The organism is Halomicrobium sp. HArcht3-1, assembly GCF_058933345.1.
Genome location: NZ_JBZYDM010000004.1, coordinates 269,730 through 295,486 on the forward strand (window position 1 = coordinate 269,730; position 25,757 = coordinate 295,486).

At 64.8% G+C, this 25,757-nt stretch carries 20 protein-coding genes; 7 read left to right on the top strand and 13 right to left on the bottom strand.

Annotated elements, in window-relative coordinates; translation table 11 throughout:
- Positions 1 to 50 precede the first annotated feature (50 nt).
- The 5 genes from AC5FRW_RS08940 to AC5FRW_RS08960 all read left to right on the top strand — a co-directional run bounded on the left by AC5FRW_RS08940 (position 51) and on the right by AC5FRW_RS08960 (position 7,123).
- On the top strand, positions 51 to 1,118 hold the full coding sequence (locus AC5FRW_RS08940) for an ABC transporter permease (protein WP_493568096.1): 1,068 nt from the start codon (positions 51 to 53) through the stop codon (positions 1,116 to 1,118).
- A 2-nt stretch (positions 1,119 to 1,120) separates the two neighbouring features.
- A complete protein-coding gene (locus tag AC5FRW_RS08945; protein WP_493568097.1) occupies positions 1,121 to 1,783 on the top strand; it encodes an ATP-binding cassette domain-containing protein in 663 nt (220 codons plus the stop codon).
- 283 nt (positions 1,784 to 2,066) lie between these two features.
- Positions 2,067 to 2,225 (top strand): hypothetical protein, encoded by a 159-nt coding sequence (locus AC5FRW_RS08950; RefSeq protein ID WP_493568098.1) that lies wholly within the window; start codon positions 2,067 to 2,069, stop codon positions 2,223 to 2,225.
- A gap of 5 nt (positions 2,226 to 2,230) precedes the next feature.
- Positions 2,231 to 5,290, top strand: coding sequence for an ATP-binding protein (locus tag AC5FRW_RS08955; protein WP_493568099.1), 3,060 nt, complete (start codon positions 2,231 to 2,233; stop codon positions 5,288 to 5,290).
- Positions 5,291 to 7,123 (top strand): PAS domain-containing sensor histidine kinase, encoded by a 1,833-nt coding sequence (locus AC5FRW_RS08960; RefSeq protein WP_493568100.1) that lies wholly within the window; start codon positions 5,291 to 5,293, stop codon positions 7,121 to 7,123. It abuts the gene before it with no gap.
- Between the two features lie 429 nt (positions 7,124 to 7,552).
- Here the strand turns inward: AC5FRW_RS08960 and AC5FRW_RS08965 are convergent, their stop codons facing one another.
- Positions 7,553 to 9,739: an elongation factor EF-2 gene (locus AC5FRW_RS08965; protein WP_493568101.1), complete on the bottom strand. Its 2,187-nt coding sequence runs from the start codon at positions 9,737 to 9,739 to the stop codon at positions 7,553 to 7,555.
- A gap of 257 nt (positions 9,740 to 9,996) precedes the next feature.
- Positions 9,997 to 10,395 (bottom strand): PPOX class F420-dependent oxidoreductase, encoded by a 399-nt coding sequence (locus tag AC5FRW_RS08970; RefSeq protein WP_493568102.1) that lies wholly within the window; start codon positions 10,393 to 10,395, stop codon positions 9,997 to 9,999.
- A 150-nt stretch (positions 10,396 to 10,545) separates the two neighbouring features.
- Here AC5FRW_RS08970 and AC5FRW_RS08975 point away from each other — a divergent pair, with 150 nt between their 5' ends.
- On the top strand, positions 10,546 to 11,298 hold the full coding sequence (locus AC5FRW_RS08975) for a DUF5781 family protein (protein WP_493568103.1): 753 nt from the start codon (positions 10,546 to 10,548) through the stop codon (positions 11,296 to 11,298).
- Here the strand turns inward: AC5FRW_RS08975 and AC5FRW_RS08980 are convergent.
- From AC5FRW_RS08980 to AC5FRW_RS09000, 5 genes are all read right to left on the bottom strand, one after another.
- Positions 11,295 to 12,005, bottom strand: a complete 711-nt coding sequence (locus tag AC5FRW_RS08980) for an energy-coupling factor transporter transmembrane component T family protein (RefSeq protein WP_493568104.1) — start codon at positions 12,003 to 12,005, stop codon at positions 11,295 to 11,297. The two genes, AC5FRW_RS08975 and AC5FRW_RS08980, sit on opposite strands and share 4 nt — an antisense overlap.
- Before the next feature lie 2 nt (positions 12,006 to 12,007).
- Positions 12,008 to 12,712 carry an energy-coupling factor ABC transporter ATP-binding protein gene (locus tag AC5FRW_RS08985; protein ID WP_493568105.1) on the bottom strand — a complete coding sequence of 235 codons (705 nt, stop codon included), beginning with the start codon at positions 12,710 to 12,712 and terminating at the stop codon, positions 12,008 to 12,010.
- Complete coding sequence (locus tag AC5FRW_RS08990) at positions 12,709 to 13,287, bottom strand: biotin transporter BioY (RefSeq protein WP_493568106.1); 579 nt, start codon at positions 13,285 to 13,287, stop codon at positions 12,709 to 12,711. The genes AC5FRW_RS08985 and AC5FRW_RS08990 overlap by 4 nt, the downstream gene beginning before the upstream one ends.
- Positions 13,288 to 13,392: 105 nt before the next feature.
- Positions 13,393 to 14,010 (bottom strand): 30S ribosomal protein S7, encoded by a 618-nt coding sequence (locus tag AC5FRW_RS08995; protein ID WP_493568107.1) that lies wholly within the window; start codon positions 14,008 to 14,010, stop codon positions 13,393 to 13,395.
- A gap of 1 nt (position 14,011) precedes the next feature.
- On the bottom strand, positions 14,012 to 14,440 hold the full coding sequence (locus AC5FRW_RS09000) for a 30S ribosomal protein S12 (protein WP_012808037.1): 429 nt from the start codon (positions 14,438 to 14,440) through the stop codon (positions 14,012 to 14,014).
- Between the two features lie 257 nt (positions 14,441 to 14,697).
- On the opposite strand from AC5FRW_RS09000, the gene AC5FRW_RS09005 reads away from it, so the two are divergent.
- Positions 14,698 to 17,097 (top strand): methyl-accepting chemotaxis protein, encoded by a 2,400-nt coding sequence (locus AC5FRW_RS09005; RefSeq protein ID WP_493568108.1) that lies wholly within the window; start codon positions 14,698 to 14,700, stop codon positions 17,095 to 17,097.
- A 21-nt stretch (positions 17,098 to 17,118) separates the two neighbouring features.
- On the opposite strand, the gene AC5FRW_RS09010 is transcribed toward AC5FRW_RS09005, so the two are convergent.
- From AC5FRW_RS09010 to AC5FRW_RS09035, 6 genes are read right to left on the bottom strand one after another with little or no spacing between them, the layout of a single operon-like run.
- Complete coding sequence (locus tag AC5FRW_RS09010; protein ID WP_493568109.1) at positions 17,119 to 17,544, bottom strand: NusA-like transcription termination signal-binding factor; 426 nt, start codon at positions 17,542 to 17,544, stop codon at positions 17,119 to 17,121.
- Positions 17,544 to 18,731 carry a DNA-directed RNA polymerase subunit A'' gene (gene rpoA2, locus AC5FRW_RS09015; protein WP_493568110.1) on the bottom strand — a complete coding sequence of 396 codons (1,188 nt, stop codon included), beginning with the start codon at positions 18,729 to 18,731 and terminating at the stop codon, positions 17,544 to 17,546. Before rpoA2 ends, AC5FRW_RS09010 begins: the two co-directional genes overlap by 1 nt.
- Positions 18,731 to 21,649 (bottom strand): DNA-directed RNA polymerase subunit A', encoded by a 2,919-nt coding sequence (locus AC5FRW_RS09020; RefSeq protein WP_493568111.1) that lies wholly within the window; start codon positions 21,647 to 21,649, stop codon positions 18,731 to 18,733. The genes rpoA2 and AC5FRW_RS09020 overlap by 1 nt, the downstream gene beginning before the upstream one ends.
- Positions 21,649 to 23,475 carry a DNA-directed RNA polymerase subunit B gene (gene rpoB / locus AC5FRW_RS09025; protein WP_493568112.1) on the bottom strand — a complete coding sequence of 609 codons (1,827 nt, stop codon included), beginning with the start codon at positions 23,473 to 23,475 and terminating at the stop codon, positions 21,649 to 21,651. The genes AC5FRW_RS09020 and rpoB overlap by 1 nt, the downstream gene beginning before the upstream one ends.
- A gap of 3 nt (positions 23,476 to 23,478) precedes the next feature.
- Positions 23,479 to 25,041 (bottom strand): DNA-directed RNA polymerase subunit B'', encoded by a 1,563-nt coding sequence (locus AC5FRW_RS09030; protein WP_493568113.1) that lies wholly within the window; start codon positions 25,039 to 25,041, stop codon positions 23,479 to 23,481.
- On the bottom strand, positions 25,041 to 25,268 hold the full coding sequence (locus AC5FRW_RS09035) for a DNA-directed RNA polymerase subunit H (RefSeq protein ID WP_493568114.1): 228 nt from the start codon (positions 25,266 to 25,268) through the stop codon (positions 25,041 to 25,043). The genes AC5FRW_RS09030 and AC5FRW_RS09035 overlap by 1 nt, the downstream gene beginning before the upstream one ends.
- Positions 25,269 to 25,757 lie beyond the last annotated feature (489 nt).

Here is a 25,757-nt window from a genome sequence, read left to right on the forward strand (position 1 = left end):
TATCAGTACGAAAAACGAAAGCCCAATGAAGCGGAGTGGGGTGTGAGTCAGTGGCGCTGCGCTCGCTGCTCGCCCGAGAGGCGCGCTGGATTCGCCACAACGCCGGCGTCCTCGTCCTCGTTTTGCTCGTCCTCCCGTCGATTTTTGCGCTTTCGACGGTCGCCTTCCAGCAGGTCATCCCGCGGGACACGCCCATCGCCGTCGTCCCGGAGAGCGATGCTGTCACCGAGGACGAAGTCGACGCCGTCAGGGGTGTCGCCGCGTTCTTCTCGCGGCCCCACGATTACGACTCGCGTTCTGCGGCCGAGCGCGCACTCGCCCGTGAGGAAGTGTACGCCGTCTTCGTCGTCCCACATGGCCTGTTCGACGAGACGGCGGCGGTGGAAATCGAGATGGTCGTCGAGGCGGAGATGGTCCCCTACGAGCAGCCCTCGCTCGCCATCGCGAGCATTCTCTCGGGACAGCTACGGGGAACGTTCCCGGCCGAGACGACGGTTTCCCGGACCACTATCGGCGAGGACCGGACCCTCTCCGAGTTCCTCGTCAGCGTCGGGACGGTCCTGCTGACGATGGTGTACGCGTTCGTCTACCTGCCCCGCGTCGTCGCCGACGAGCAGCGTGTCTTTCAGCGCATTCGCGTCGAGTCGTCGCTGTGGCGACTGCTCACTGCGAAGTACGCCGTCTTCTGCCCGCTCGCGCTCGTCCCCGTCGTCGCGTTCCAGGGGGTCGCCCACTATCTCGACTTTCGGGTCGACCTGCTCGCGCCCGGCGCGCTCGCGGCGGTCTTGCTCACCTTTTTGTCGCTGTCAGCTGTCGCGCTCGGGGTCATGTTCCTGACACGCTTCGCGACGGTGGGCCGTATGATCAACGCGACGCTGCTGTTCGGGACGCTTGCGTTCTCGAACCTCGTCTATCCGGCGGGCTTTTTCTCGCCGATGCGCCGCGACATCGCGCGCCTGTCCCCGATCCACTACGCGACGATCGTCCACCGAGGCACCGCACTGAAAGGCAACCCACTGGCGCTGTACGGCGACCGCTTCCTGCTGCTCGGTGGCTTCGCGCTTTCGGCAGTGCTCTTTCTGATCGCCAGCGTCGTCGTCTATCAGCGGAGGGCCTGACCGTGGCTGCCATCCGCGTCGAGAGCGTCGTCAAACGCTACGGGGATGTCGTCGCGCTCGACGGCGTCGACCTGACGGTCGAAACCGGGCGCTGTCACTGTCTGCTGGGAGCCAACGGCTCGGGCAAGTCGACGCTGTTGGCTCTCCTGCTTGGTCTGACCCGCCCCACCGAAGGGACCGTCACCCGGCCACACGCGACCCTCGGCTGTAGCTTCCAGCAGCCGACGTTCTACCCCGATCTCACCGTGGGCGAGAACCTCGACGTGTTCGGATCGATGGCTCCGCCGCCCGACCCCGCGTGGCGGACCCGACTGGTCGACGTTCTCGGACTGGAGCGGGTCGCAACGCGCCCGGCGGGCGACCTCTCGGGCGGGTGGCAGAAGAAACTCGATCTGGCACTGGCCTTCCTGAAGCGCCCGACGATCGCCATCCTCGACGAACCACTCGACGACCTCGACGACCGGTCAAAACGGCGATTCAGGCAATTTCTCGCCGACTATCCCGACCGCGACCACGGCCTGTTGCTCGCCACACACCACGTCGACGAGTTCGCGGCGACACTGGATCACCTGACGATACTCGATCAGGGACGCGTCCGAGACGACGGTCCCGTCGCCGACGGGCCGGCGGCGCGCGAGCGCTACCGTGACCTCCTCTCGGACTGATGGGTCAGCCACCGGCGCTCTCCGGTAGTCCTCGAAGTTGGTCCACGATCACCCCAAAACAGCGAGACACAACCCCGTATTGGCCCGAACATTGATACGGCTGCTTGATAAGATGTAACAGAAATGGCGTTGACGAACGGTCTCTCTCCGTGACTCGTCCCGAACCGACGAGACAATCAGGGGACATCTCCGCGATCGTCTCACGTCCGAGTGCTCGTCCGGTCGTCTCGAAATAGACACCAGTTACCAATCCTTATGCTATCGAATCACCTCGTACGAACTGTTGCAGCGACCGGTCGCCGCTGCCGCGACGCGGCCCGCGCTGCTCTCGCCCGTCGGACCGGGCTACCGGTCGGCGACAGGTGGACTGACAGCGTCCGGGAGAGAGATGACCCGAGCGGGACTCCCGAAGCGCGACGACCGCAGCCGCGACAGTGAGTGAGTTACATGGATCACCGCACCAGTCGGATCGTCGCCGTCGGCACGGCCGTCGTCGCGCTCCTCGTCTGGAGCGTGCTGGCACCGATACCGGCCGGTGCGGCCGGCGCACCCGGTATCGCCGGCCTCGACTGCCAGCCCGGCAGCGAAGGTGCGGTTTTCGTGACCGACAGCGGACTCGAAGCGAGCTACGACGGGCAGTCCCTCGACGCGAACCCGTTCGTCAACGACACGACGCTCGCGTTCCCGAACGTCACCGTCCGCGCGAACGACACCGCGTCGGTGCGCGTCGTCGCAGCGACCGACGACGGTGCCTGTCTGCGCTCGATCGACCCGACCAGCGCGCCGGTGGTGCTCGCACCGGACGCCGGACCGACGGTCGTCGTGCGTGACTCGCTCACCAACCTGAGCTACGGCCCGTTCGAGTACGCACGCTCGGCCAGTGGCGTCGATCTGGCGTACAACGCCAGCGCGTCCGCGACGGTGACGATCCGGGACGACTCGCTCTCGACCGGCCGGACCGTCGAAGCCGTCGACGCCGCGAGTGGAACCCAGCTTGCGACCGGCACCGTCACTGCCAGCAACACGGTCGAGCTTACGCTCCCGGCAGGGACGCTTCAGGTCGATCTTCGCTACAGACCCGTCTCGACGCAGACTGCCACGCCGACCGCCACGCAGACTGCGACGCCGACTGCGACGGAGTCTGATTCAGGCGGCGGTGGGAACGGTGGTCCTGTTGCCCCGCCGGCCACCGAGACGCCGACCGCGACGCCGACCGCGACGCCGACCGCGACCCAGACGGTGACGCTCACGCCGACCGCGACGGACACTCCGACTCGGACGGCGACGCCGACACCGACCCGAACACCGACGCCGACACCGACGGAGACGGACGACGACGAAACGGGTGACGGGACGAGCGGCGGGTCACGGTCCGACGACACGCCGACCGCCACCGACGATTCCGGTGGTGATGTCGTCACGACCACGACGACGCCGACCCCGACGGCCACCCCGACCTCGACAGAGACGCTGGTGCCGTCGACCGAATCACGGACGCCGACCAACGCCTCGGGATTCACTGTCCCCGCCTGGACGGGAGAACTGGTCGTCTACGAGCCGTCGCCACAGACCCAGCACGTCGGCGGACTCCTCCCGCTGGCGGTGTCGCTGTGGGGACTTGCACTCTGGCTTCTCGTCGCTCGGTCGGGTCCCGAGACGCGGACGCTGGCACTGGTCCTCGTGGTGGCCTCGTTGCGGGCGACCAGTGATCTGGCCCAGATCGTCCTCGATGGCTTCGTCGGCGTCGAAGCACCGCTCGCGACGCTCAATCTCACACTGGAGTTCTCGACGGCGGTGCTGTTTGCCGGCTTCGCCGTCCAGTTCGCCGATCTCGGTGCCACGACCACTCGGCGGACGAACCGCAGTCTCGCCGCGCTCGCGGCGGGCGGGATCACGGCGATCCTGACAAACCCCGTCCACGGACTCGTCTTCACCGACGCCGCCGTCGCGACCGGGCCGTTCACGTACGTGACCGCGAGCGTCGGTCCCGTGGGCTGGCTCCTCTTTGCACTCACGATGGGTCTGGTCGGGAGCGGCGGCCTGCTCGTCGGCCAGCCCTTCGTCGCCGGGTCGCCACGCGGGACCTGGCGACCGGTCGCGGTCATTGGGACCGGACTGCTCCTCGCGCTGGGGATCGCCGTCGTCGACGCGCTGGCAATCGGGCCGGTCTCCGGGTACGACTACAGCGCCGTCGGTGTCAACTACTTCGTCCTCGCGACGACAGTCTCGCTGCTTGGCTACGGCTTCCAGCGACTCACGCCAAGCGGCCAGCGCTCGATCGTCGCCGACCTCGACGACGCCATCGTCATCCTCGACGACACCTGGCACGTCGTCGAGTGGAACGGGGCCGCACAGCGACTCTTCCCCGATCTGAGCGCGGGCCACTCGTTCGATACCGCCCTGCCAGAGCCACTCGACCGGCCGCGAGCCAGCCAGACGGTCACCCGTGAGATGAGTCTGCAGGTCGACCGTCCGGTCCCGATCGAGCGGGCGGACAGCGACCGGTCGACGGCCGACGGTACCGCCGCCGACGAGGACCCGGCCGAGGCCCCCACCAGCGATGACGAATCAGACGGCGAACGGCCCGGGACCGACACTGTCGGGCGCGAACCCGACGAGAACGGGCCGGCCGAATCCAACGCCGACGAGCCGGCGGCCACGCCCGCGGCCGAGACCGACGAGACTGCGGTGGAACAAGCGACCGACGAGACCGAGCGACGCCACTACATCGTCAACGCCAGAACGGTGATGACCGAGACCAACGACGTGATCGGCTACACGGTCCGGTTCGCCGACGTGACGGCGCTCAAGCGACACATGATGCGGCTCGAACGCAAGAACGATCAGCTCGACCAGTTCGCGGGTGCGGTCACGCAGGACCTGCGCGGCCCACTCACCGACGCTCGCGACGAGACCGAGCGCGTGATCGACGTACTGACGACGGCCGACGACCCCGAGACGGTCGACCGCCGCCAGCTCGCGTCGGCGCTGCGATCGATCGACGACGCGCTCGACCGGATGGCGAGTCTCGTCGAGGACATCCTCGGTCTGGCCCGCGACGACGAACTCCAGGCCGACCCCGAGTCGGTCTCGTTCCAATCGGCCGTCCGGTCGGTCTGGGACCGCCTCGATACCGCCGATGCGACCCTTTCCATCGAATGGGGCGGCGACCTCCGTGCCGACCCGGACCACCTCGATCGCTTGCTCGCCGTGCTGGTGCGCAACGCGGTCGAACACGGCGGCGACGGCGTCTCGGTCCGCGTCGGGCTGACCGACGACGGCTTCTACGTCGCCGACGACGGCCCGGGTATCCCTCCGTCGATCCGGGACCGTGCCTTCGAGTCCGGTGTCACGACCGACGACTCGGCTGCGGGGCTGGGTCTCACGATGGCACGCCAGCGCGCCAGCGCACACGACTGGACCATCGCGCTCGACGACGACGCCGACGGCACGCGAGTCGTCGTCAGTGACTGCGAGACCGACCGACAGTCTGGAGGTGGCGAATAGATGCCACTGCACTGGCTCGCCCAGACGCTCCCGGCGCCGCTGTCCGAGGTGCGTCTCGATTACGTCCCGTCGCTCCAGACCCAGCACCTCCTTCTCTTTGCCACGATGATGGTCGTCGCCTTCGGGCTGGGAAGCTGGCTCAGACGGACTCGTCAGACCCGGGGTGCACACCTCTTTGCGCTCACGCTCGGCGCGCTGGGACTCCGACTCGCCTCGGACGTGATTCACGGTCTCGTCGGCGAACTCTGGACGCTCTTGACCGTGCTGGTCGCGCTTAATCCCCTCCTCGAACTGGTGACGCTCCTCCTGTTCCTCCGGTTTGCCGGACGCTACGCGGGCATCGAGCGCCTGAGCACTGACCGGACGCGCCGGGCCATGCTCGGGGTCGTCGCGGTAGTGGCGCTTGTGGTCGCGACCAACTCCGTCCACGGGCTGGTGTTCGACGCGTTTCTCCGGGTCACGATCCCCTTCACTCACGTCGGCGTCCAGCGGGGCGTCCTCGGGGTCGGTCTCGTCGGTCTGAACGTCCTCCTGTTGCTCGGCGGCGCTGGCCTGCTGGCCTACGCCGTGACGACGGGGTTCCGCCCGGCGTGGTGGCCGGCGATCGTCCTCTCGATGGCCGTCTCGCAGGCGATGCTGGTCATCGGGCTCCAGCTCGGCTTTGGCGGCGTGTTACCGCAGTTCGACTACACCGCGATCGGGTTCGCGAGCTTCTTTTTCCTGACGACGCTCGCACTGGTCGAACACGGGCTTCGCCGCATCGAGGTCGTCGCCCGCGAAGAGATCATCGACGACATCGACGACGCCGTCGTCCTGCTCGACACCGACGGTACCGTCGTCTCGGCCAACGCCGCAGCGCGAGACCTCTTCGGTGACTTCGAGACCGGCACGGTGTTTCTGGACCGCTTCGACGAACTCGACCGAGAGACACTCGAAACTGGGCCAGACCGCACCACGGTCACGCTCGATCCAGCCACGACGCCGTGGCTCGATACACCTCCCGAGTCGACCACTGGCTCTACTCCGACACGCCACTTCTTCGTCCACACCGAGTACGTCACCAGCCAGACAGCACGGGTGATCGGTCACGCCATCCGGTTCGTCGAGACGACCGAACTCGAACACCGGTCGCGCGAACTCAAACGCAAGAACGATCAACTCGATCAGTTCGCCAGCACGGTCTCACACGACCTCCGAAATCCGTTGAACGTCGCGACGGGGTATCTCACGATGGCGACCGAGACCGTCGACCCCGACGACGACACGGACTTCGACCTCGCGATGGCGCTGACCTACCTCGAAAAGGTACAGGTCTCACTCGACCGCATGACGACGATCATCGAGGATATCCTCGCACTGATCGACAACGCCGACCCGGTGACCGACACCGAGCCGGTCGCCTTCGAATCGGTCGTGTCGGCCGCCTGGGACGCCGTCGATACCCGGTCGGCGACCCTCGCTGTCCGGGGCAGTGGCACGATCGAAGCCGACGACACCCGCCTCCAGCGCCTGCTCGAAAACCTCTTTCGCAACGCCATCGACCACGTCGGCGACGACGTTGCCATCGAGACCAGTCTGACCGACAGCGGCTTCTACGTCGCCGACGACGGTCCCGGCATCCCACCGGAGGATCGCGACCAGATCTTCGACCACGGCTACACGACTGGTGCGGAAGGCACCGGGCTGGGTCTCTCGATCGTCCAGCAACTCGCAGAGGCCCACGGCTGGGACCTCGCGCTCGACCCCGACCACGACGGTGCGAAGTTCGTCGTCGAGGGGTGTGTGACGACGCTCGACGTAGCCCCGGAAGTCGAGGCAGAATCGACCGACTGATACTGTTGGCTGTCACTTCGTGAAGAGATTCGCCACCCCCGGGGTGGCGAAATCGTTCACAGATTTACAGCCGACAGTATGAGACGGAGCACTCCAATGTTCCGTATGAGTACCGCGTCGGCGCGAGCGTGACCGAGTGCCGAGATGGTGAGAAGAAGCGTCCAACTATACCGATAGCATACTGTGCGAACGAAGTGAGCACAGTTTCACCGGACGCGAGCGGAGCGAGCGTCCGGCTTTTTTCACCACCGGAAGACTCGCTTCGCTCGCGTGTCGCTTCGCTCCCGCTCGCATCGTGGTTCTCACTTCGTGCCGAACCACGCACCGCTCGACTTCCGAGCTCTCCTTCGCTTCGCTCAGGAGAACCACGTTTTTTGACCGGGGTTGAGCGCGCCGAAGCCGCGCGAATCCCCGGTGAAAAAAGGTGGTCTAGAAGTAGTCGATCGCCGGGTTGAGTTCGAGCTTCATCCCCTTGCGCGTGCGGATCTCCTCGATCTTGTCCGGCTGAAGGTTGTCGGCCATGACCTGGAAGCCGGCGTTCTCGGTGTTCCAGGAGGCGCGTCCCTCGGTCGCAGAGCGGATGTCAGAGGAGAAGCCGATCATCTCGTCGACGGGTGCGATACCCTCGACGACCATGAGGTCGCCTTCCTGGTACATGTCGTCGACGCGGCCACGACGGCCCTGGATCTCACCGGAGGCGGCACCCATGTGCTCGTTGGGCACGTCGATGCGCACGTCCTGAATCGGTTCGAGCAGGCGGATCTCGGCGTCGATCAGCGCGTTGTGAACGGCTTCACGCATGGCCGGGATGACCTGTGCGGGACCGCGGTGGATGGCGTCCTCGTGGAGGCGTGCGTCGTGGAGGCGAAGCAGCGTCCCCTGGACCGGCTCCGCAGCGAGGGGACCGTCGTTGAGCGCCTCTTCGAGGCCCTCGATGAGGAGTTCCATCGTCTCGTTGAGGTGCTGGATACCCTTCGTGTCGTCGATCAGCACGTTCGTGCCGTGGATGTGTTCGACGTTCTGGGAAGTGTCCTTGTCCATGCCGGCGTCCTGCAGCGCTTCACGGCGCTCCAGTTCGGGCATGTCCATCGACGCCTCGCCGAGCTTGATCGTCTCGACGATATCCTGACCCAGCGGCTCGACGCTGATGTAGAAGCGGTTGTGGCGGTTCGGGGAGATTCCTTCGATCTCGCGGGACTCGCCCTGCGGTGCCTCGCGGTAGACGACGATCGGTTCGCCGGTGTTGATCGGGATACCCTGATTGCGCTCGATACGCTGGCCGATGACTTCGAGGTGGAGTTCACCCTGGCCGGAGATGAGGTGCTCGCCGGTGTCCTCGTTGATCTCGACCTGAATCGTCGGGTCCTCTTTCGCGACCTGCTGGAGCGTCTGGATGAGCTTTGGCAGGTCGTCCATGTTCTGTGCCTCGACGGACTTCGTGATGACCGGCTCCGAGATGTGTTCGATGGACTCGAACGGCGTCATCTCGACGGAGGAGACGGTCGAACCGGCGATGGCGTCCTTGAGGCCGGTGACGGCTGCGATGTTCCCGGCGGGAACCTCTTCGACTTCCTCACGCTCGCCGCCCATGTAGATCCCGACGCTCTGGACGCGGTTCTTGCCCGCGGTCCCGGAGACGTACAGCTCCTGACCCTTTTCGAGCGTCCCCGAGAAGACACGACCGGCGGCGATCTCGCCGGCGTGTGGGTCGATCCCGATGTCGGTGACCATCAGGACGACGTCGCCGTCCTCGTCGACAAGGCGCATGCTCTCTGCGAGGTCGGACTCGTCGTCACCGCGCCAGATACGCGGGATACGACGGGGCTGGGCGTCGATGGGGTTCGGGAAGTGCTCACAGACCATGTCCAGCACGACGTCCGAGAGCGGCGTGCGCTCGTGGAGTTCCTGGCGCTTGTCGGCACGTTCGAGCTCCATGATCTCGCCGAAGTCCATCCCGGTACGCTGCATCGACGGCATCGAGACGCCCCACTTGTAGAGGGCGGACCCGAAGCCGACGGTCCCCTCTTCGACGGAGACGGTCCAGTCGTCGATGTCGTCCATTTCCTCGGTCATGCCCCGGATGAGCTCGTTGACGTCGGCGATGACGCTCATCAGGCGCTCTTGCATCTCCTCGGGACCTTCCTGCAGTTCGGAGATGAGGCGGTCGACCTTGTTGATAAAGAGGGTCGGCTTGACACCCTCGCGGAGTGCCTGACGCAGCACCGTCTCGGTCTGGGGCATCGCGCCCTCGACCGCGTCGACGACCACGAGCGCGCCGTCGACGGCACGCATCGCGCGGGTCACGTCGCCACCGAAGTCGACGTGGCCGGGGGTGTCGATGAGGTTGATGAGGTGGTTGGTGTCCTCGTACTCGTGGGTCATCGACACGTTCGCTGCGTCGATGGTGATCCCACGTTCCTGCTCGTCCTCTTCGGTGTCCATCGCCAGCTGTTCACCGGCGGTGTCGTCGGAGATCATCCCGGCACCGGCCAGCAGATTGTCCGTCAGCGTCGTCTTCCCGTGGTCGACGTGTGCCGCGATGGCGATGTTCCGGATGTTCTCCGGAGTGTTCATCAGTGTCTCGCATTCCTGTACGATCTTCTTGCGTCGGCCCATTATACGGCATAGTATCAACAGCACCGTCAAAAGGGTGCTGTTTCGGTGTGGGCGTGCCAATGGCACGCGAACACCGAAGCTCGGAAGACGCGAACGCTGTGAGCGTCTTCCGGTGTTTCCGCGTGAGTGCGGGACCTCGCCGCACGAACGGCGAAGCTCGGAAGACGCGAACGCTGTGAGCGTCTTCCGGTGTTTCCGCGTGAGCGTGCTATGCGGGAACGCGAACGCGGACGCTCGATAGGCGAGGCACGCAGCGTCTACCCACCAGAGAAGACCTTGTCGGGGCGGATTCGGAGGATGATCCGCTCAGTCTGGATCGGGTTCTGGTACTCTTCGTTCCCGGTGTAGCGGCGGGCGAGTTCGTCGATGTGCTCGCGCGCGCCCTCGGTGGTGACCGTTTCGACCTCGCCCGTGATCGAGAGGAATCGGTAGGGGTCGTCTGGATCGAGCATGCTGACCGAGACGGTCGGATCGCGGTCGACGTTCTTGGCTTTGCGCCGGCCTCGCTCGGTGTTGACCAGCAAGCGGTCGTCGTCGGCGTCGTAGCCGATCCACACCGGCGTTGTGTGGGGCGTACCGTTGGGCAGCATCGTCGTGACGTGAGCGAACGTCGCCTTCTCGAACAGGTCGTGGTACTCCGACGGGACGATTGACATACGTGACACGATGCGTGACTGATAGATAAGCGTGGGGCCTAACCGGGCGCAGGTACCCGGTGACTTCTGGCGTAGATGTCCTGTAGACGTGTCCATGGTCTCGAAATCGGCGAAAGAGTAATACGGAGATATCCCTTGGTAGAGGTACGCATGGATGTGCACGTTCGGGGCGGCCCGGCCACACCGTTTCTCAGTGCCAGCGACCTGTTCGCGACCGAGTACGATCTCGACCGGCCGGTCACGGTCCGGGTCCGCGAGGACCCGGGCGAGCGGACGCGCGTGAGCCACGACGACGAGAGCCACCTCCTGACGATCTCTCGACAGGCGGCCACGAGCGCGATGGCCCGCGAACTCGCGCTCCACGAGTTCGCGCACATGCACCGCTACGAGGAGGGCCATCCCTCTCACACGCAGTCGACACGTGAAGCGATCTATCTGGGGCTGGCCGGCCACAGCGTCGAGCGCCGGACGCTTGCTCACTGTTACCAGATCGCGAACCACATGAAGGACATCTACGCCGACGACGTGTGGGTCGACGTCGCGCCGGCGGACAAACTCGTGGCGTTCTTGGAGTCGAGTCTCGCCGCCGCCGTCGCCGACGCGCCCCGCGACCGGCAGGCGTGGGATCGCCTGACCCCGGCGAGCGATCCCGACATTAACGCCGTCAACGCCGCGTTCGCGCTGGCGCTGGTCGAGCGCCACGATCTCGTCGGCCCGGACCACCCGATCTACGACCTTGCCCACGCCGCCGCCGAGGACGCACCCCACGTCGACTTTACGGCGTTCAAACGACGGTTCCGCTCACTCGCGCGCGAGACCGATGAGAGCGAGTATCGGAAGGCGCTCGTGGACGTGACTCGGGCCTACGCGACCGCGAGCAACGGCGATAGTGCGGCTGATTAAACGGGGAGCAGCGGCGACAGCGCCAACAGGACGCCCAGCGCCGTCACCGGGTAGTCCAGTCGCGAGAACTGGAGCGGTGGTAACGTCGGGTTCCACGCGAAACAGCGCGCTTTGAGCGCGACTGTCAGCCGCTCCGAACGCGCCATCGTGCAGTCGAGACCACGGACGGCGAGCCGTCGCGCCCGGTCGGTGACGGACCGGTTCGCCCCGCCACGGGCCGTCATCGCGGTCCTGATCGTCCGAAGGTCGTCGACGACGAGCGGGAAGAACCGAACGACGAGACCCGCACCGACACCGAGCAACTGCCCGGGCCGGCCGGGAACGATGCGCTCAACGGCGGCACGGGTCCCCCTGATCGGTGTGGTGTGGACGTACACCGCGCTGACCGCAAGCACTGGCGGGATCCGTGCGACCGCACGCACTGACACCAGCGCCGAGTCGACCTGAAACCACGGCGGACCGAGCGTGAGACCCGCGAGCACCGGGGCGAGCGCCAGCACCGCGAGGACGACGGCGTAGTCCCGAACGACGCGCTGTGGGGACACTCGCCCGGCGAGCAAGACGACGGCCGCGAACGCGTACAGGCCGGCGAGCCAGCCGATGGCGGTGCTACTGAACGCCGCGATCGCGAACCCGACCTGTACGCACAGCTTCGAGCGCGGGTCGAGGCGGTGGGCGAGCGTGTCGCCGGGAGCGTACTGGAGCATCCTTAGTGTCGTGGATCGCGGACGCCGAGAGCGTCGAGTTCGTCGAGGACGGTGTCGGGTGCGCCATCGAGCGTGACCTGTCCATCGACGAGTGCGACGACGCGGTCGGCCAACTCGACGAGGTCCCGGAGGTCGTGGGTTACGACGATCACGCTGGTCCCGTCGGCGTGCAGCGCCCGCAGCTTTTCGACGACCGATCGACGGGCCGCCAGATCCAGCCCGGTCAGCGGTTCGTCCAGCACGAGATGGGCGGGTTCCATCGCGAGCGCGCCAGCGATGGCGACACGGGCCTGTTCACCCCCCGACAGCGACGATATCGCCGTCTCGCGCTCATCGCCGAGTCCGACCGCGTCGAGCGCGTCCTCGACCCGGCGGTCGATCTCGGCACGGGCCAGCCCGAGGTTCTCCGGCCCGAAGGCCACGTCCGCGCCGACGGTCGCGGCGACGAACTGATCGCGGGGGTGCTGGAACACCATCCCGACGCTCGTCCGGGCGGCGACGGGGTGCTCGTGGGCGGCCTGTCCGTCGACCTCGACGACGCCGCTGTCGGGTTCGAGCAGGGCGTTGAAATGGCGGACCAGCGTCGTCTTGCCGGACCCGTTTGGACCCACGAGCAACAGGAACTCGCCGTCCTCGATCGTGAGCGAGACGCCGTCGAGCGCGACGGCGCTCCCCCGTCGAGTCGTCAAATCACGGACTGCAATCATTCACGAACGAGGTATCCGCCCTCGACGATGCCGACGGCGACGACGAGTTTCACCACGTCGAAGGGGACGTAGGGTGCCATGATCGCGCCGGCACGCTGGAGTGACAGTTCCGTGACGGCTGCCATCCACGGGACGCCGATGGCGTACACGACGACGAGGGCGGCACACAACGAGACGACCTGTGTCGGGACGGCGATGCGATCCAGCGGTCGGGGGGTCACGCTGCGGTGTGCGATCGCACCGGCGACGACGGCACCGACGAGAAAGCCGACCAGAAAGCCGCCGGTGCCCCCGAAGAAGTAGCCGAGTCCGGCCCCGCCGTTCGCGAAGACCGGTGCCCCGGCGACCCCGACGAGGACGTACAGCGTAAGCGCCAACCCGCCCCAAAGCGGCCCCAGCAGGAGCCCAGCGAAGAACATGCCGAAGGGTTGGAGCGAAAACGGCGGGAGACTGCCCGGGAGCGGGATCGATACCTGCGCCAGCGCCGCGGTCAGTGCCGCCAGTAGGACTGCTTTTGCGAAATACTCGACCGTCTCGTCGCCGACGAGGTCGACCGAATCGTGTTGCTGAGCCATACCCCGACTGCGACGTGAACCGACAAATACGCCGCGGTTTACGAACCCTTCCGACGACTGCATCGCTGTAGATGGCGGCGAAAAAGATTCGCGCGCAGAGAGAGCTTATCGAGCGGCGGCCGCGACGCGTTCTTTCTCTTCTTTCTGGTTGACCGAGTAGATCTGCACGTCGTTGCTGGCAGCACCGATCAGCTGCTGGGCCAGCGCGTCCTCGGCGTCGGTCGTCGTCTTGAACGAATCGCCGTAGACACCGTCGGCGATGAACTTCAGGGCCTGATCGACGCGGCGCTGGGGCGCGACGTCGACGGCCTTCGGGACGGAGATACCACCGTACTTCAGGCGGACGGTCTCCTCACGCGGGGCGCTGTTCTCGACAGCTTCGACGAGTACCTGCACCGGGTTCTCCTCGGTGCGCTCGTGGACGATCTCGAAAGCGTCCTTGACGATGGTGGTCGCCAGCTGCTTTTTGCCCGTGTTCTCGTCAGTCTGCATGAGACGGTTGATCAGGCGCTCGACGATGCTGATCTCCGATTTCTTGAACTGCTTTTCGGAGTGGCGGCCCATCGTGTGTGCGATCGGCGTGACCGTGATGTAGCGCTCGGTCGAGGGATCGGAGTACTCGATGTTGGTCACGTCCCAGCGGCCGAACAGTTCGGCTGCCGCGGTCTCTTCTTCGTCGGTGCCGGCAGACTCGTCCGGCTCGGGTGCTTCTTCTTCCGACATGTTATCGCACCGGCTTCTCCGCGTTGCCGCGAACGAGTTCGATCAGCGAGACACCGTTGACCTTCTCGACCTTGTAGTTGACCCCGGAGATGTCACCCATGGCACGACCCTTCGCGCCACCGATGCCGGCGATCGTGACCTCGTCGTGTTCGTCGATGAAGGAGATCGCACCGTCACCGGGACAGAACGCAGAGACCTGCTTGCCGTTCTTGATCAACTGGACCCGGACACACTTCCGGATCGCGGAGTTTGGCTGCTTCGCTTCGATACCGATCTTCTCGAGCACGATCCCTCGACCCTGGGGCGCGCCTTCGAGCGGGTCGGACTTCTGGCCCAGCCCGCGCTCGCGGCGCGCGTAGTCAGAGTCGGACCACCGGTGGTTCTGGCGGTCCTTCTTGAGTTTGCGTGCGGCGTATTTGCCGTTCGCCATAGTACGCGTCGTTATCCAGCGAAGGTACTTAAGACTCCTCTTTCGTCGCCACGAAACGGCCCACAGGCGGCGTGTGAGCCACTTGCACGACCGGACCGTTCACCCGACCAGCGTGGCCGGCCGAGTCATCTGCTGAACGTTCGAGACTGTTCTGGCTATTGGTTCTGTGAACATCTGTGTGAAAATGACGATTATCAGCTCACATAATCGGGGGCGTGGGTTTACTATGTTCTCTCCGGTCCTCTCAATATATCACTATGGCTGTTGAGTCGTTGTTACCAGACGTACTTCGCCGAAGTTATCTCCGTAAGTTTGCCGTTATCGTCGCAGTGATCGCGCTGCTGGTCAGTACCGCCGGTGCGATCACACAGGCGGACGTGACGAACGATGTTCGGGAGAACCGACAAGACGAACTTCAGATTCTGGCTGATCAGGAAGCGGAAACGCTGAGTAGCTGGACGGAACGACAGCACGAGCGGATCCGCTTGCTCTCCTCGCAGAGTCAGTATCAGGGCGACGACCTGAGTTCGATCTATTTCGAGATGCGACTGGAGGTCAGTACGTTACCGACGACCGTTCACGGCATGCACTACATCAACACGTCGGGCGACGAGCCTCGAATCCAGACCAGTACGATCGGGGATGCCCGTGGGACCTCGCTCGCTTCGACCGGCGTGACCTGGCCCGACGGATTTCAGTTCACGTCGCTTCGCGAGACCGAGTCTTCTGGTGTCTATCGAAACAACGGGAGCGCGTTTATGGCGTTCGCTAGCCCGCTCGTGACCGAGAACCGTCGAATGGTGCTGGTGCTCAACGTCACCGAGCGAGCCAGCCAGTTCGACGAGAGTGTCACCGGTGGCTCGACGCAGGTGGTCGCTGCCGACGGCACCGTCCAGTTCGCGACGAACGCGTCACAGATCAACACGTTCTACGAGGGTGGGACCGACAGTACGGCACTACAGGCTGGCGTGGCCGGTGACAGCGGCGTCGTCGACCGCGAGGACACCGTCGTCGCCTACGCACCGGTCGAGGGCACCGACTGGGTCGTGCTCAAGCAGGCACCCAAGGCCAACGCGTACGCGCTGAGTTCGACCGTCCAGAACCGGATCGCGCTCCTGATTGGCCTGTCGCTGCTCGGGTTTCTCCTCCTCGGCGCTGTCGTCCACCGGGGGACGCTGACGAAGATTCGGACGCTCACCGAGAGTGCCGAATCACTCGCGGCCGGTGAGGTCGACACGGACATCCGAGAAAGCGACCGGATCGACGAGATCGGCCAGATTCAGAATGCCTTCCTCGCCATCGACAACTACGTCACTACGGTCGCCGGGCAGGCCAACGCCCTCGCCGATCAGGAGTTCGACGCAGCGGTACTCGACGACGACGTGCCCGGCACGCTCGGGCGCGCGCTCGACCGGATGCGTGACGATCTGTCGTCGTTCATCGACGAGGTCGAACAGGCACGCGACGAAGCACAGCGCTCACAGGAACGTGCCGAGGCGCTGGCCGAGACACTCGAACAGCAAGCCGAGGATTTCAGCGAGGTGATGGAACGGGCCGCCGCTGGCGACCTCTCACAGCGTCTCGATGCCGACAGCGACAACGAGGCGATGGCGTCGATCGCCCGCTCGGCCAACGACATGCTGACCGAACTCGAACAGACCGTCGTCACGATCAGCGAGTTCGCCGCGGAGGTCGACGATTCGACCCGCGAGATCACCGAGCGCGCCGAGGCCGTCCGCGAGACCAGCGAGGAGGTCAGCCGATCCGTCCAAGAGATCGCGACGGGGGCCGACAAACAGGACGACAATATCCAAGACGTCGCCGCCGAGATGTCGGACCTCTCGGCGTCGATCGAGGAAGTCGCCTCGTCGGCCGCCGAGGTCGCACGCAAGTCGGGACAGGCCGCCGACGCCGGCGAACAGGGCCGGATTCAGGCCACTTCAGCCATCGAGGAAATGAACGAGATGGAGCAAGCCGCCGAGGCGACCATCGCGGACGTCGAACGACTCGACGAGGAGATGCGTGAGATCGGCGAGATCGTCGATCTGATCGACGAGATCGCAGAGCAGACGAACATGCTGGCGCTCAACGCTTCCATCGAGGCCGCCCGCGCCGGTGAAGCCGGCGAAGGGTTCGCCGTCGTCGCAGACGAGATCAAACAGCTTGCGGCCGAGACCGGCGAAGCGACCGAAGACATCGCCGCTCGCATCGAGACCGTCCAGTCGTCGACCGGCGATGCCGTCTCGGAGATCCGGGCGATGGGTGACAGTGTCGAGTCCGGCATCAACACCGTCGAGTCCACGGTCGCTGCGCTCGAAGAGATCGTCACGCAAGTCGAGGAAGCAAACGCCGACATCCACGCCATCGACGACGCCACCGACCAGCAGGCCACCTCCACCGAGGAGGTCGTCGCCGTCGTCGACGAGGTCAGTTCGATCAGTCAGGAGACCGCCGCACAGGCAAACACCGTCTCCGCGGCCGCGAGCGAGCAGACGACCTCGATCAGTGAGGTGACCGACGAGATCCAGTCGCTTTCGGGCCGGGCAAGCAATCTCCGTGATCTCCTCGACCAGTTCGACACTCACGACAGTGAGGACGGCGTCACTGACACGAGTACGAGCGCCGACGCCGCCGCTGACGGTGGCTTCGACGAATAAAAGCAGTTGCGTCCCCGGGCGTTACGTCAGTTCGATCCCGTCGATATCGAAGTGTCGCTCGGCCAGTCGCCGGGCGGCGTCGATGTTCTTCCCGTCGGCACCGATCGCGACCCCGCGGTCTTCCTGTGCGACTTCCACGTAGGCGACGGTGTCGCTGTTCTCGGAGACGGTGACGTTGTACACCGCTGCCGGTGCGAGCGCGTTCGCGACGAACGCCCCGGGCGTGTCGGCGTCCTCGACGAGTTTGATCTCGCGACCGATCTCGGCCTCGATACGCTCGACGACAGTTCCGCCGGGACCGATGGCGTCGGCCATCTGACCGGCCTTGACGACGAAGATCACGCGGTCGTCCTCGTCGTCGACCAGACAGTCCCTGACGGTCACGTCCGCCTCGGTCTCGAACAGCGCGATCAGCTGACGCGCCTCGTCCGAGAGCTCGACCACCATCAGTCCTGACTCGCGCCCATGCGGAGGTCCACGTCGCCGGTGCCGAGTTTGATCGGCTTCCCGACGATGACGTTCTCCGTGACGCCGTTCAGATCGTCGATCTCGCCGTGGATCGCGGCGTCCAGCAGGTGATTGACCGTGACCTCGAACGCCGCACGGGCCAGCACAGACTCCTTGTTGCCCGAGATACCGTGACGACCGATGGACTCGATCTCGCCACGATTCGTCATGATGTCCGCGACCAGCATCAGGTGGCGGATGTTCACGTCGTCCAGCCCCTGCTCTTCGAGGGTGTGCATCGTCTCGTTGATCAGGGTTTCACGGGCTGCCTCGATCCCGAGATTGCGGTGGATCTCGTGGATGTTGTTACACGTCGTCCGCGAGGCGTCGACGCCTTCGATACCGAGCACGTCGCCGAAGGCCGACCCCTCGGTGTAGAGGACGAACTCCTCGCCCTCGTCGAGCTCTTCCTTGCGGATCACCACGCGGGAAATCTCGTCGATCCCCTTGAACACGACTTCGCGAAGCTCTTCGACTAGCTGGAGCAGATCACGATAGGACGGTTCGTCGGGACCGAACTCGATCATCGTGCCGGCCCGGCGGGTCTGGACGCCAAGCTTGGACTCGATGGTCTCTGCGATCTCTTCGGCCACGTCGTCGACCTGTGGGACCGTCGGCCAGCGCTCTTCGAGCGTGTCCTCGTTTAAGTCGATCTGGACGAGCATGTCCGCGACGTTAGTCGAGATGTCACCCAGTGCGAGGATGCGGGTGGCCTCGATCTTCCAGACGACTTCGTGGGCCTTCTCGCGGTCGGTCGCGTACTCGTCTTCGAGGTGGACCGTCATCATGGGGGTGTCGGGCGTCTTCCGGGCGTCGACAAGCTCGATGAGTCGGGGAAGCCCCTGGGTCACGTCGATCTCCGCGACCCCCGCGTAGTGGAACGTGTTCATCGTCATCTGCGTTCCCGGTTCGCCGATGGACTGGGCCGAGACGGTCCCGACCGGGTCCAGCGGATCGACGCGGGTCTCCTGGTAGCGGGCCTCGACGGCCTTGGCGATCTGGTCCGCCTCTTCGACGGTCACGTCGCGTTCTTCGACCGTGCTGTACACGTCGTTTTTGAGCCGTCGCGGGAGGTCTGCGTCCTCCACGACCGCTTCGATGTCGTCGGTTGCGTCTGCTCGTGTCATCAGTCGTCACCCTCCGCCATCCACCAGTCGTCGGCGTGTTCCGATAGATTGGTGGGCTCGACGCGCTCGCCGAGGAACTCGCTCTTTACGCTTTCCGAATCGAACTCCGAATCGAGGACGCTGTCTGCGATCTCGTCGACGTCGACGGGCGTCTCCTCGTTGGAAGCGACCTGCACCGGCGAGGTGCCGTCCTCGCCGAACTCGAACTGGACGATCGTGTCCGAGGTGTCTCGGACGGTGCCGTCGTACTGCGTTTCGAGTTCCGACAGCGCGTTGATCAGCCGACGCTGCAGATAGCCGGACTTCGAGGTACGGACTGCCGTGTCGACGAGGCCCTCGCGGCCACCCATCGCGTGGAAGAAGAACTCCTTGGGTCCGAGACCGCCACGGTAGGAGGCCTCGACGAAGCCGTGGGCGTCCGCCGAGAGGTCGTCCTGCTTGAAGTGGCTGAGTGTGCGGTCCTCGTAGCCGCGGTTGATCCGCTCGCCACGGACTGCCTGCTGGCCGACACAGCCAGCCATCTGGGTCAGGTTCAGCATCGACCCACGCGCACCGGACTCGGCCATGACCACGGCAGGGTTGTCGTCGTCGAAGTGCTCGCCGGCGATGTCACCTGCGGAGTCACGCGCCTTGCCCAGCGTCTGCATGATCTTCATCTCCAGCGTCTCGTCGACCGTTCGGCCGGGCAGCGATTCGAGGTCACCGCGCTCGTAGGTCTCGATCAGTTCCTCGACGCGCTCGTAGGCGTTGTCGATCGCTTCGGAGATCTGGGCCTCCGCGGCCTCCGGGACGGACTCGTCGTCGATCCCGATCGAGAACCCGAAGTGCATGATCGAGCGCATCGCAAGCGATGCGATCTCGTTGATGAAGATGCGCGAGCGGGTGTTGGAGTACTCCTTGGTGATGGTGTCGACGATCTCGCCGCCGAAGCCGCCGACTGCGCTGTCGTCGATCGTCCCCTCCAGCAACTGACCGTCCTCGATGACCACGTCTTCGCCAGCCTCGCTCGTGAATTCGAGGTCGAGGTCGTCGGGGAGCAGTTCCGAGAAGATGTCCCGGCCCGTCCAGTACGGCGTACCGGTGTCGTCGACGCCCGACTCCTCGGGCAGTTCGTCGATCCGGGTCGCACGCAGCAGGTCAAGCGCCTGGGTCTCGTTGAACTGCGGATTCGTGTGGGTCAGCAGATAGGTCCCCGAAATGTGGTCCTGAATCGCGCCGATGATGTTCTCACCGAAGCGCGGACTGAGAATCTGTTCCTGGACACGCATCAGGACGCGGGCCTCGGCGCGGGCCTCCTCGTTCTGGAGCGCGTGCATGTTCATCTCGTCGCCGTCGAAGTCGGCGTTGTACGGCGGACAGACGACGGTGTTGAGACGGAACGTCTTGTACGGCATGACCACGACTTCGTGGGCCATGATCGACATCCGGTGGAGCGACGGCTGGCGGTTGAAGATGATGATGTCGCCATCGATGAGATGACGGGACACTTCCCAGCCGGCTTCGACCTTCTGGGCCAGCTCCTCGCAGTTCTTCTCGGTCACCTTCAGGCGGCGACCGTCGGGTCGCTTGACGTAGTTCGCGCCCGGATGTGCTTCCGGCCCGTTGGCGACGTAGCGACGAGCGTTGTCGAGGTTGCGCTCGTTGACGTTCATCGTCTGGGTCATCTCGGTCGCCACGCGGTCGGGCACACCGACCTCGTTCAGCGACAGCGTCGGGTCCGGCGAGATGACGGTACGCGCCGAGAAGTTCACACGCTTCCCGGATAGGCTCCCTCGGAAACGGCCTTCCTTGCCCTTGAGACGCTGGGACAGGGTCTTCAGGGGTCGACCCGAACGGTGTCGCGCCGGCGGCGTGCCGCTGATCTCGTTGTCCATGAACGTGGTGACGTGGTACTGCAGCAGTTCCCAGAGGTCCTCGATAATCAGCTGTGGCGCACCCGCTTCACGGTTCTCCATGAACCGCTGATTGATCCGGATGATGTCCACCAGCTTGTGGGTGAGGTCGTCCTCCGAGCGCTGGCCGTTGTCCAGCGTGATCGACGGTCGCGCGGTGACCGGCGGCACGGGCAGGACGGTGAGGATCATCCACTCGGGTCGGGACCGAGACGGTTCCATCCCGAGTACCTCGATGTCCTCGTCCGGGATGTCCTCGAACCAGTCCCGGATGTCGCTTGGCATCAGCTTGTTCATGTCCTCCTCGGTCAGGTCAACGTCGAGTGCCTTCTCCAGCGCTCGGCGGTCCTCCTCCCGGGGGCGGAACTCACCGGAGATGATCTCCTGAACGCGCGAGGGATCGATCCCGGTCTCGTCGGCCAGTTCTGTCGGCGTCGTGCGCTCGCGACCTTCCTCCTCGTCTGGCTCCATCGCGGCGACGATGCGCTGGGAGTACTCCGAGGACAGCACGTCCTGCACCTCGTAGTAGGTCGTGGGCTTCTCGTGTTGAATGTCGTACTGTGGCTCGCCACAGAACGGGCAGCGATCCTTCTTGCGGGCCTGTCGGATCGCCGCTTTCGTCACGTCGTTGAGGTCCTTGCCGAGTTCCCGGGAGCGGACCAGTCGGTCCTCGAACTCCTCGCGTTCACGCTCGTCGAGACAGAGACGCGAGCAGGAGCGACAGGTACCACGCAGCAGGCGGCGGATCAGCTTGTTGAACCCGACGTGGATGACGGGCGCGGCCAGCTCGATGTGGCCGAAGTGGCCGTTACACGACCCGCTGTGTTTGCCACAGGTCTTGCACTCTAGCCCGGGGTCGATCACGCCAAGTCGCGGGTCCATCAGGCCCATGTCGATGGGGAATCCGTCGTCGTCGTAGGTGTCGGCCGTGATGACCTTGGTGGCGCTCATGTCGCGGTACTCCTCGGGGTCCATCAGCCCGAAGCTGAGCTTGCCGATCGATTTGGGTGTCTGTTGTGAACTCATTAGACTGCGTCCTCCAGTTCGATCCGTGGGGCGATGCCCAGCGCCTTCATCTCGTCAAGCAGGAGCTTGAACGCGTAGGACATCTCCACCTCGTGGATGTCGGTCTCTTCCTCACAGTTTGGACAGTAGATCCGTCGCTGCTCGACGTTCTCGACGGCGGTCATCCCACACTGACCACAGACGTTGATCCACTCGCGGTCGGACTCGTCGAGCAGGCGTTCTTTGAGCGCCATCGCCGCACCGTGCCCGATGAGCACGTCCCGTTCCATCTCACCCACACGCAGGCCACCCTCGCGGGCACGCCCCTCGGTGGGCTGGCGGGTCAGCACCTGCACCGGCCCGCGCGAGCGGGCGTGCAGTTTGTTCGAGACCATGTGGTACAGCTTCTGGTAGAAGATACAGCCGACGAAGATTTCGGCCTCGATCTTCTCGCCGGTAACCCCGGAGTACATGACCTCCTTGCCGGAGGACTTGAATCCGCGTTCTTCCAGCGCACCGCGCAGTTCCTCCTCGTCCTCGCCGGTGAAGGCGGTCCCGTCGACACGCCGGCCTTCCAGCGCACCGACCTTCCCGCCCAGCATCTCCAGCACGTGGCCCACCGTCATCCGCGAGGGCAGTGCGTGGGGGTTCAGGATGAGGTCCGGCACGACGCCGTCCTCGGTAAAGGGCATGTCTTCCTGTGGCGCGAGGTGGCCGACGACACCCTTCTGTCCGTGTCGAGATGCGAACTTGTCCCCGAGTTCGGGAATCCGCTCGTCACGCACCGAGACCTTCGAGAGCTTCGAGCCGTCCTCGCCTTCCATCAGCGTGACCGTGTCGACGACGCCGGATTCGCCCGACCGCATCGTCACGGAAGTCTCGCGGCGCTTCTGGGGCGAGAGACCGCCCATGTCGTCCGGCTCTTCGAGGAATCGCGGCGGCGAGGTCTTGCCCAGCAGGACCTCGTTCTCGCCGACCTGCGTCTCGGGGTTGACCAGACCGTCCTCGTCGAGGTGGGTGTACGCTTCCTCACCGCGTGCGCCCCGGACCTCGTCGTCGGGAATCTCGAAGTGGTCTTCCTGCCCGCCGGGGTAGCGTCGTTCCTCGCCCTCGTACGTTCGGAAGAAATGGGAGCGAGCGAGTGCGCGCTCGACCGATCCCTCGTTCATGACCAAGGCGTCCTCGATGTTGAACCCCTCGTAGCTCATGACCGCGACGGTGAAGTTCTGGGCCGCCGGACGGTCGTCGTACCCGATCTGTTCGGTGGTCTGGGTCTTGACCATCGAGAGCTGTGGGTAGTGCAGCAGGTGCTGGCGCGTGTCCGGGCGAATCCGGTAGTTCGCACTCGGTAGCCCCAGCGACTGCTTGATCATCCCCGACCCCATCGTAATTCGGGGCGAGGCGTTGTGTTCGGGGTAGGGAATCATCCCGGCACCGATCCCGAACATCAGCTGTGGGTCGACTTCGAGGTGGGTGTGGTCGACGGTGACCTCCTCCTCGGACACGGCGACGAGGATGTCCTCCTCTTCCTCGGCGTCGATGAACTCGACGACACCGCGGTCGACGAGCTCCTCGAAGCCCAGGTCGCCGTCTTTGACCTGTTCGATCTCCGATTCGGTGATCAGTGGTTCGCCGTCTTCGATGACCAGCAGCGGGCGGCGTGCCCGGCCGGCGTCGGCGTTGATGATGACCTCGTCGGTGCGGTCGCGCACGGAGACGTTGACCATCTCCGAAACGTCACCGCGCCGGCGGGCCTGCCGGATCTGGTTTGCGAGCTGTTCGGGGTCGGGATGTGTCCCAACCAGACTGCCGTTGACGTACACTTTGGCGTCGCGTCCCTGACTCATGATTTAATCGTCCGCTGGCTGCTCGATTCGCTCGATCCCGGGGATGCCCTGGACCCCCATGTCGGCGAGTTCGTGTTTGAGTTCCTGTGCGTCCTCGACGTTCTGGGAGAGTTCCATCGCCTGCGCGAAGTTCTTCACCAGACCGCAGTTCGGGCCTTCGGGGGTCTCGGAGGGGCAGATCCGACCCCACTGGGTCGCGTGCAGGTCACGCGCCTCGAAGTGGGGCTGACTCCGGGACAGGGGCGAGCGAAGGCGTCGCAGGTGGCTGAGCACACCCATGTAGTCGGTTCGGTCGACAAGCTGGCTCACACCGGAGCGGCCGCCGACCCAGTTGCCCGTCGCGATGGGGTGTTCGAGTCGCTCGGTCAGCACGTCCGAGCGAACCACGGTCGACACGGAGAGCTGGCGATTCCGCATGTTTGCGCGTTCGAGCTGGTACTTCACGTCGCGTGCCAGCTTGTTCAGCGCCGTCCGGAACAGGTCCTTCATCAGGTCGCCGCTGACCTTCAGTCGCTTGTTGGCGTAGTGGTCCTTGTCGTCTGCGTCCCGGCGACCGAGCGCGAGTTCGAAGCAGGCCTCGGCCATCCGGCACAGATAGTAGGCCTTGTTGATCCGCACGTCTTCCTCGTCGACACCCTCCTCGTGGAGGTGTGGCAGGAGGTAGCGATCGATGACGTAGTTGGCTCGCTTGAGCTGGTAGTTCTTGCCCTGCCCGGAGGCGACGCGCTCCCCGAGGGTCTCGATTGCGCCCTCGGTAGTCTGGACGTCTGCGGCCTCCAGATTCTCCAGCATGAACTTCACGATCTCCGGGTCGTCGGAGACGCGGTGGACGATCTCCTCGTCGGATTCGAGTCCGAGTGCGCGCACGAGGGTCACGAAGTTGATCGATCCCGAGACGCTCGGGAAGGAGACTTCGAGGATGCCGTCGCGGGTCCGCTCACACAGCACGAGTGCGCGGTAGCCACGGCGCTGGGAGAACGTCTTGGCGACCTGCACGTCGTCGCCGTACTTGGTGTCGTGTTCCGCGAGAATCTTGTTCGGTGCGAGGTCCTCGCTGGTCATCAGGACTCGCTCGGAACCGTTGACACAGAAGTACCCACCGGGGTCGGCGGGGTCCTCGCCGATGTCGATCAGTTCCTCGCGGGTGAATCCGTTGATGTTACACTTGTTCGATCCGACCATGATCGGCATCCGACCGATCTTGGTCTCGGTCTGGTCGACGACGACCTCCTCTTCTTCTTCGCCGCCGCGAACGATCGCCATCTCCATGAAGACTGGTGCGGAGTAGGTGATGTTGCGCAGACGCGCTTCCTGCGGGTAGAGGAGTTCTTCGCTGCCGTCGGCTTCGCGGACGCGGGGGGTGACGACGCGCACGTCGCCGAGTTCGACGAAGACGGGTTCTTGCCCTTCTTTGTCGCCGATGTCGGTCTCGATCGTCTCTTTCTCGTCGACGACCTGCTGCATGCCGCGGTCGAGGAACGAATTGAACGATCGGAAGTGGTGCTCTGCCAGACGCTCGCGCGAGAAGTACTCTCGCGAAATCGCGCGTCGATCGTTGGCGTCCATCAGGACACCACCAGTCGATACACGACTGCCTGATCTGTCGTTCGGGAATCACGGACGACCTTGACCACGTCACCGACCTCTGCCTCGTCGGGGGCAGCGGGATCGGTGCGCTTGAGCTTCGGCAGGTCCGTCTTCTTGATGTTGTACTCCTCGAGCACGTCGTCGAGCGTGTCCTCGTCGACGATGCTGTGGTCTGGGACGAGTTCGTGTTGGCTTACGTCTACCATGGTTGGTGTGGCCGGCTAGTGGAGAAGGTGGCTGTCACGAGATACTACAGGTCGCTATAGGCGGAACCCATTTAACCCTTACCAAGTCCGTCTGCAGTAGCTATCCGGCCCGGCGCCGGAGGTCGCATCACTATGAACTATGCGAACGACCTTCATAGTCGTTTGGGTGCCGACTGGTTTCGGCATTGCTGAGTGGTCTCGATGCTGTCGCACGTGTCCGATAGCCACTGACCGAGTGCGCGGTCGCCGACTGCGCTCGCCCGCTGGCGCTTCCGTGTGGACCCTCGACTCGTGATACTGTCTATCTGTGAACGACTTCGCCACCACGGGGGTGGCGAATAGCTTCACGAAGTGACAGCCAACAGTATGAGCCACACGCCCATTCGGTCCTTCTCATCCCGCTGTTCGCTGCGCTGACAACGCCCCACGACACTACAACTCAATGACGGCGCGTTTGGAAAGTCTTAATACCATCACCGGGATACGATG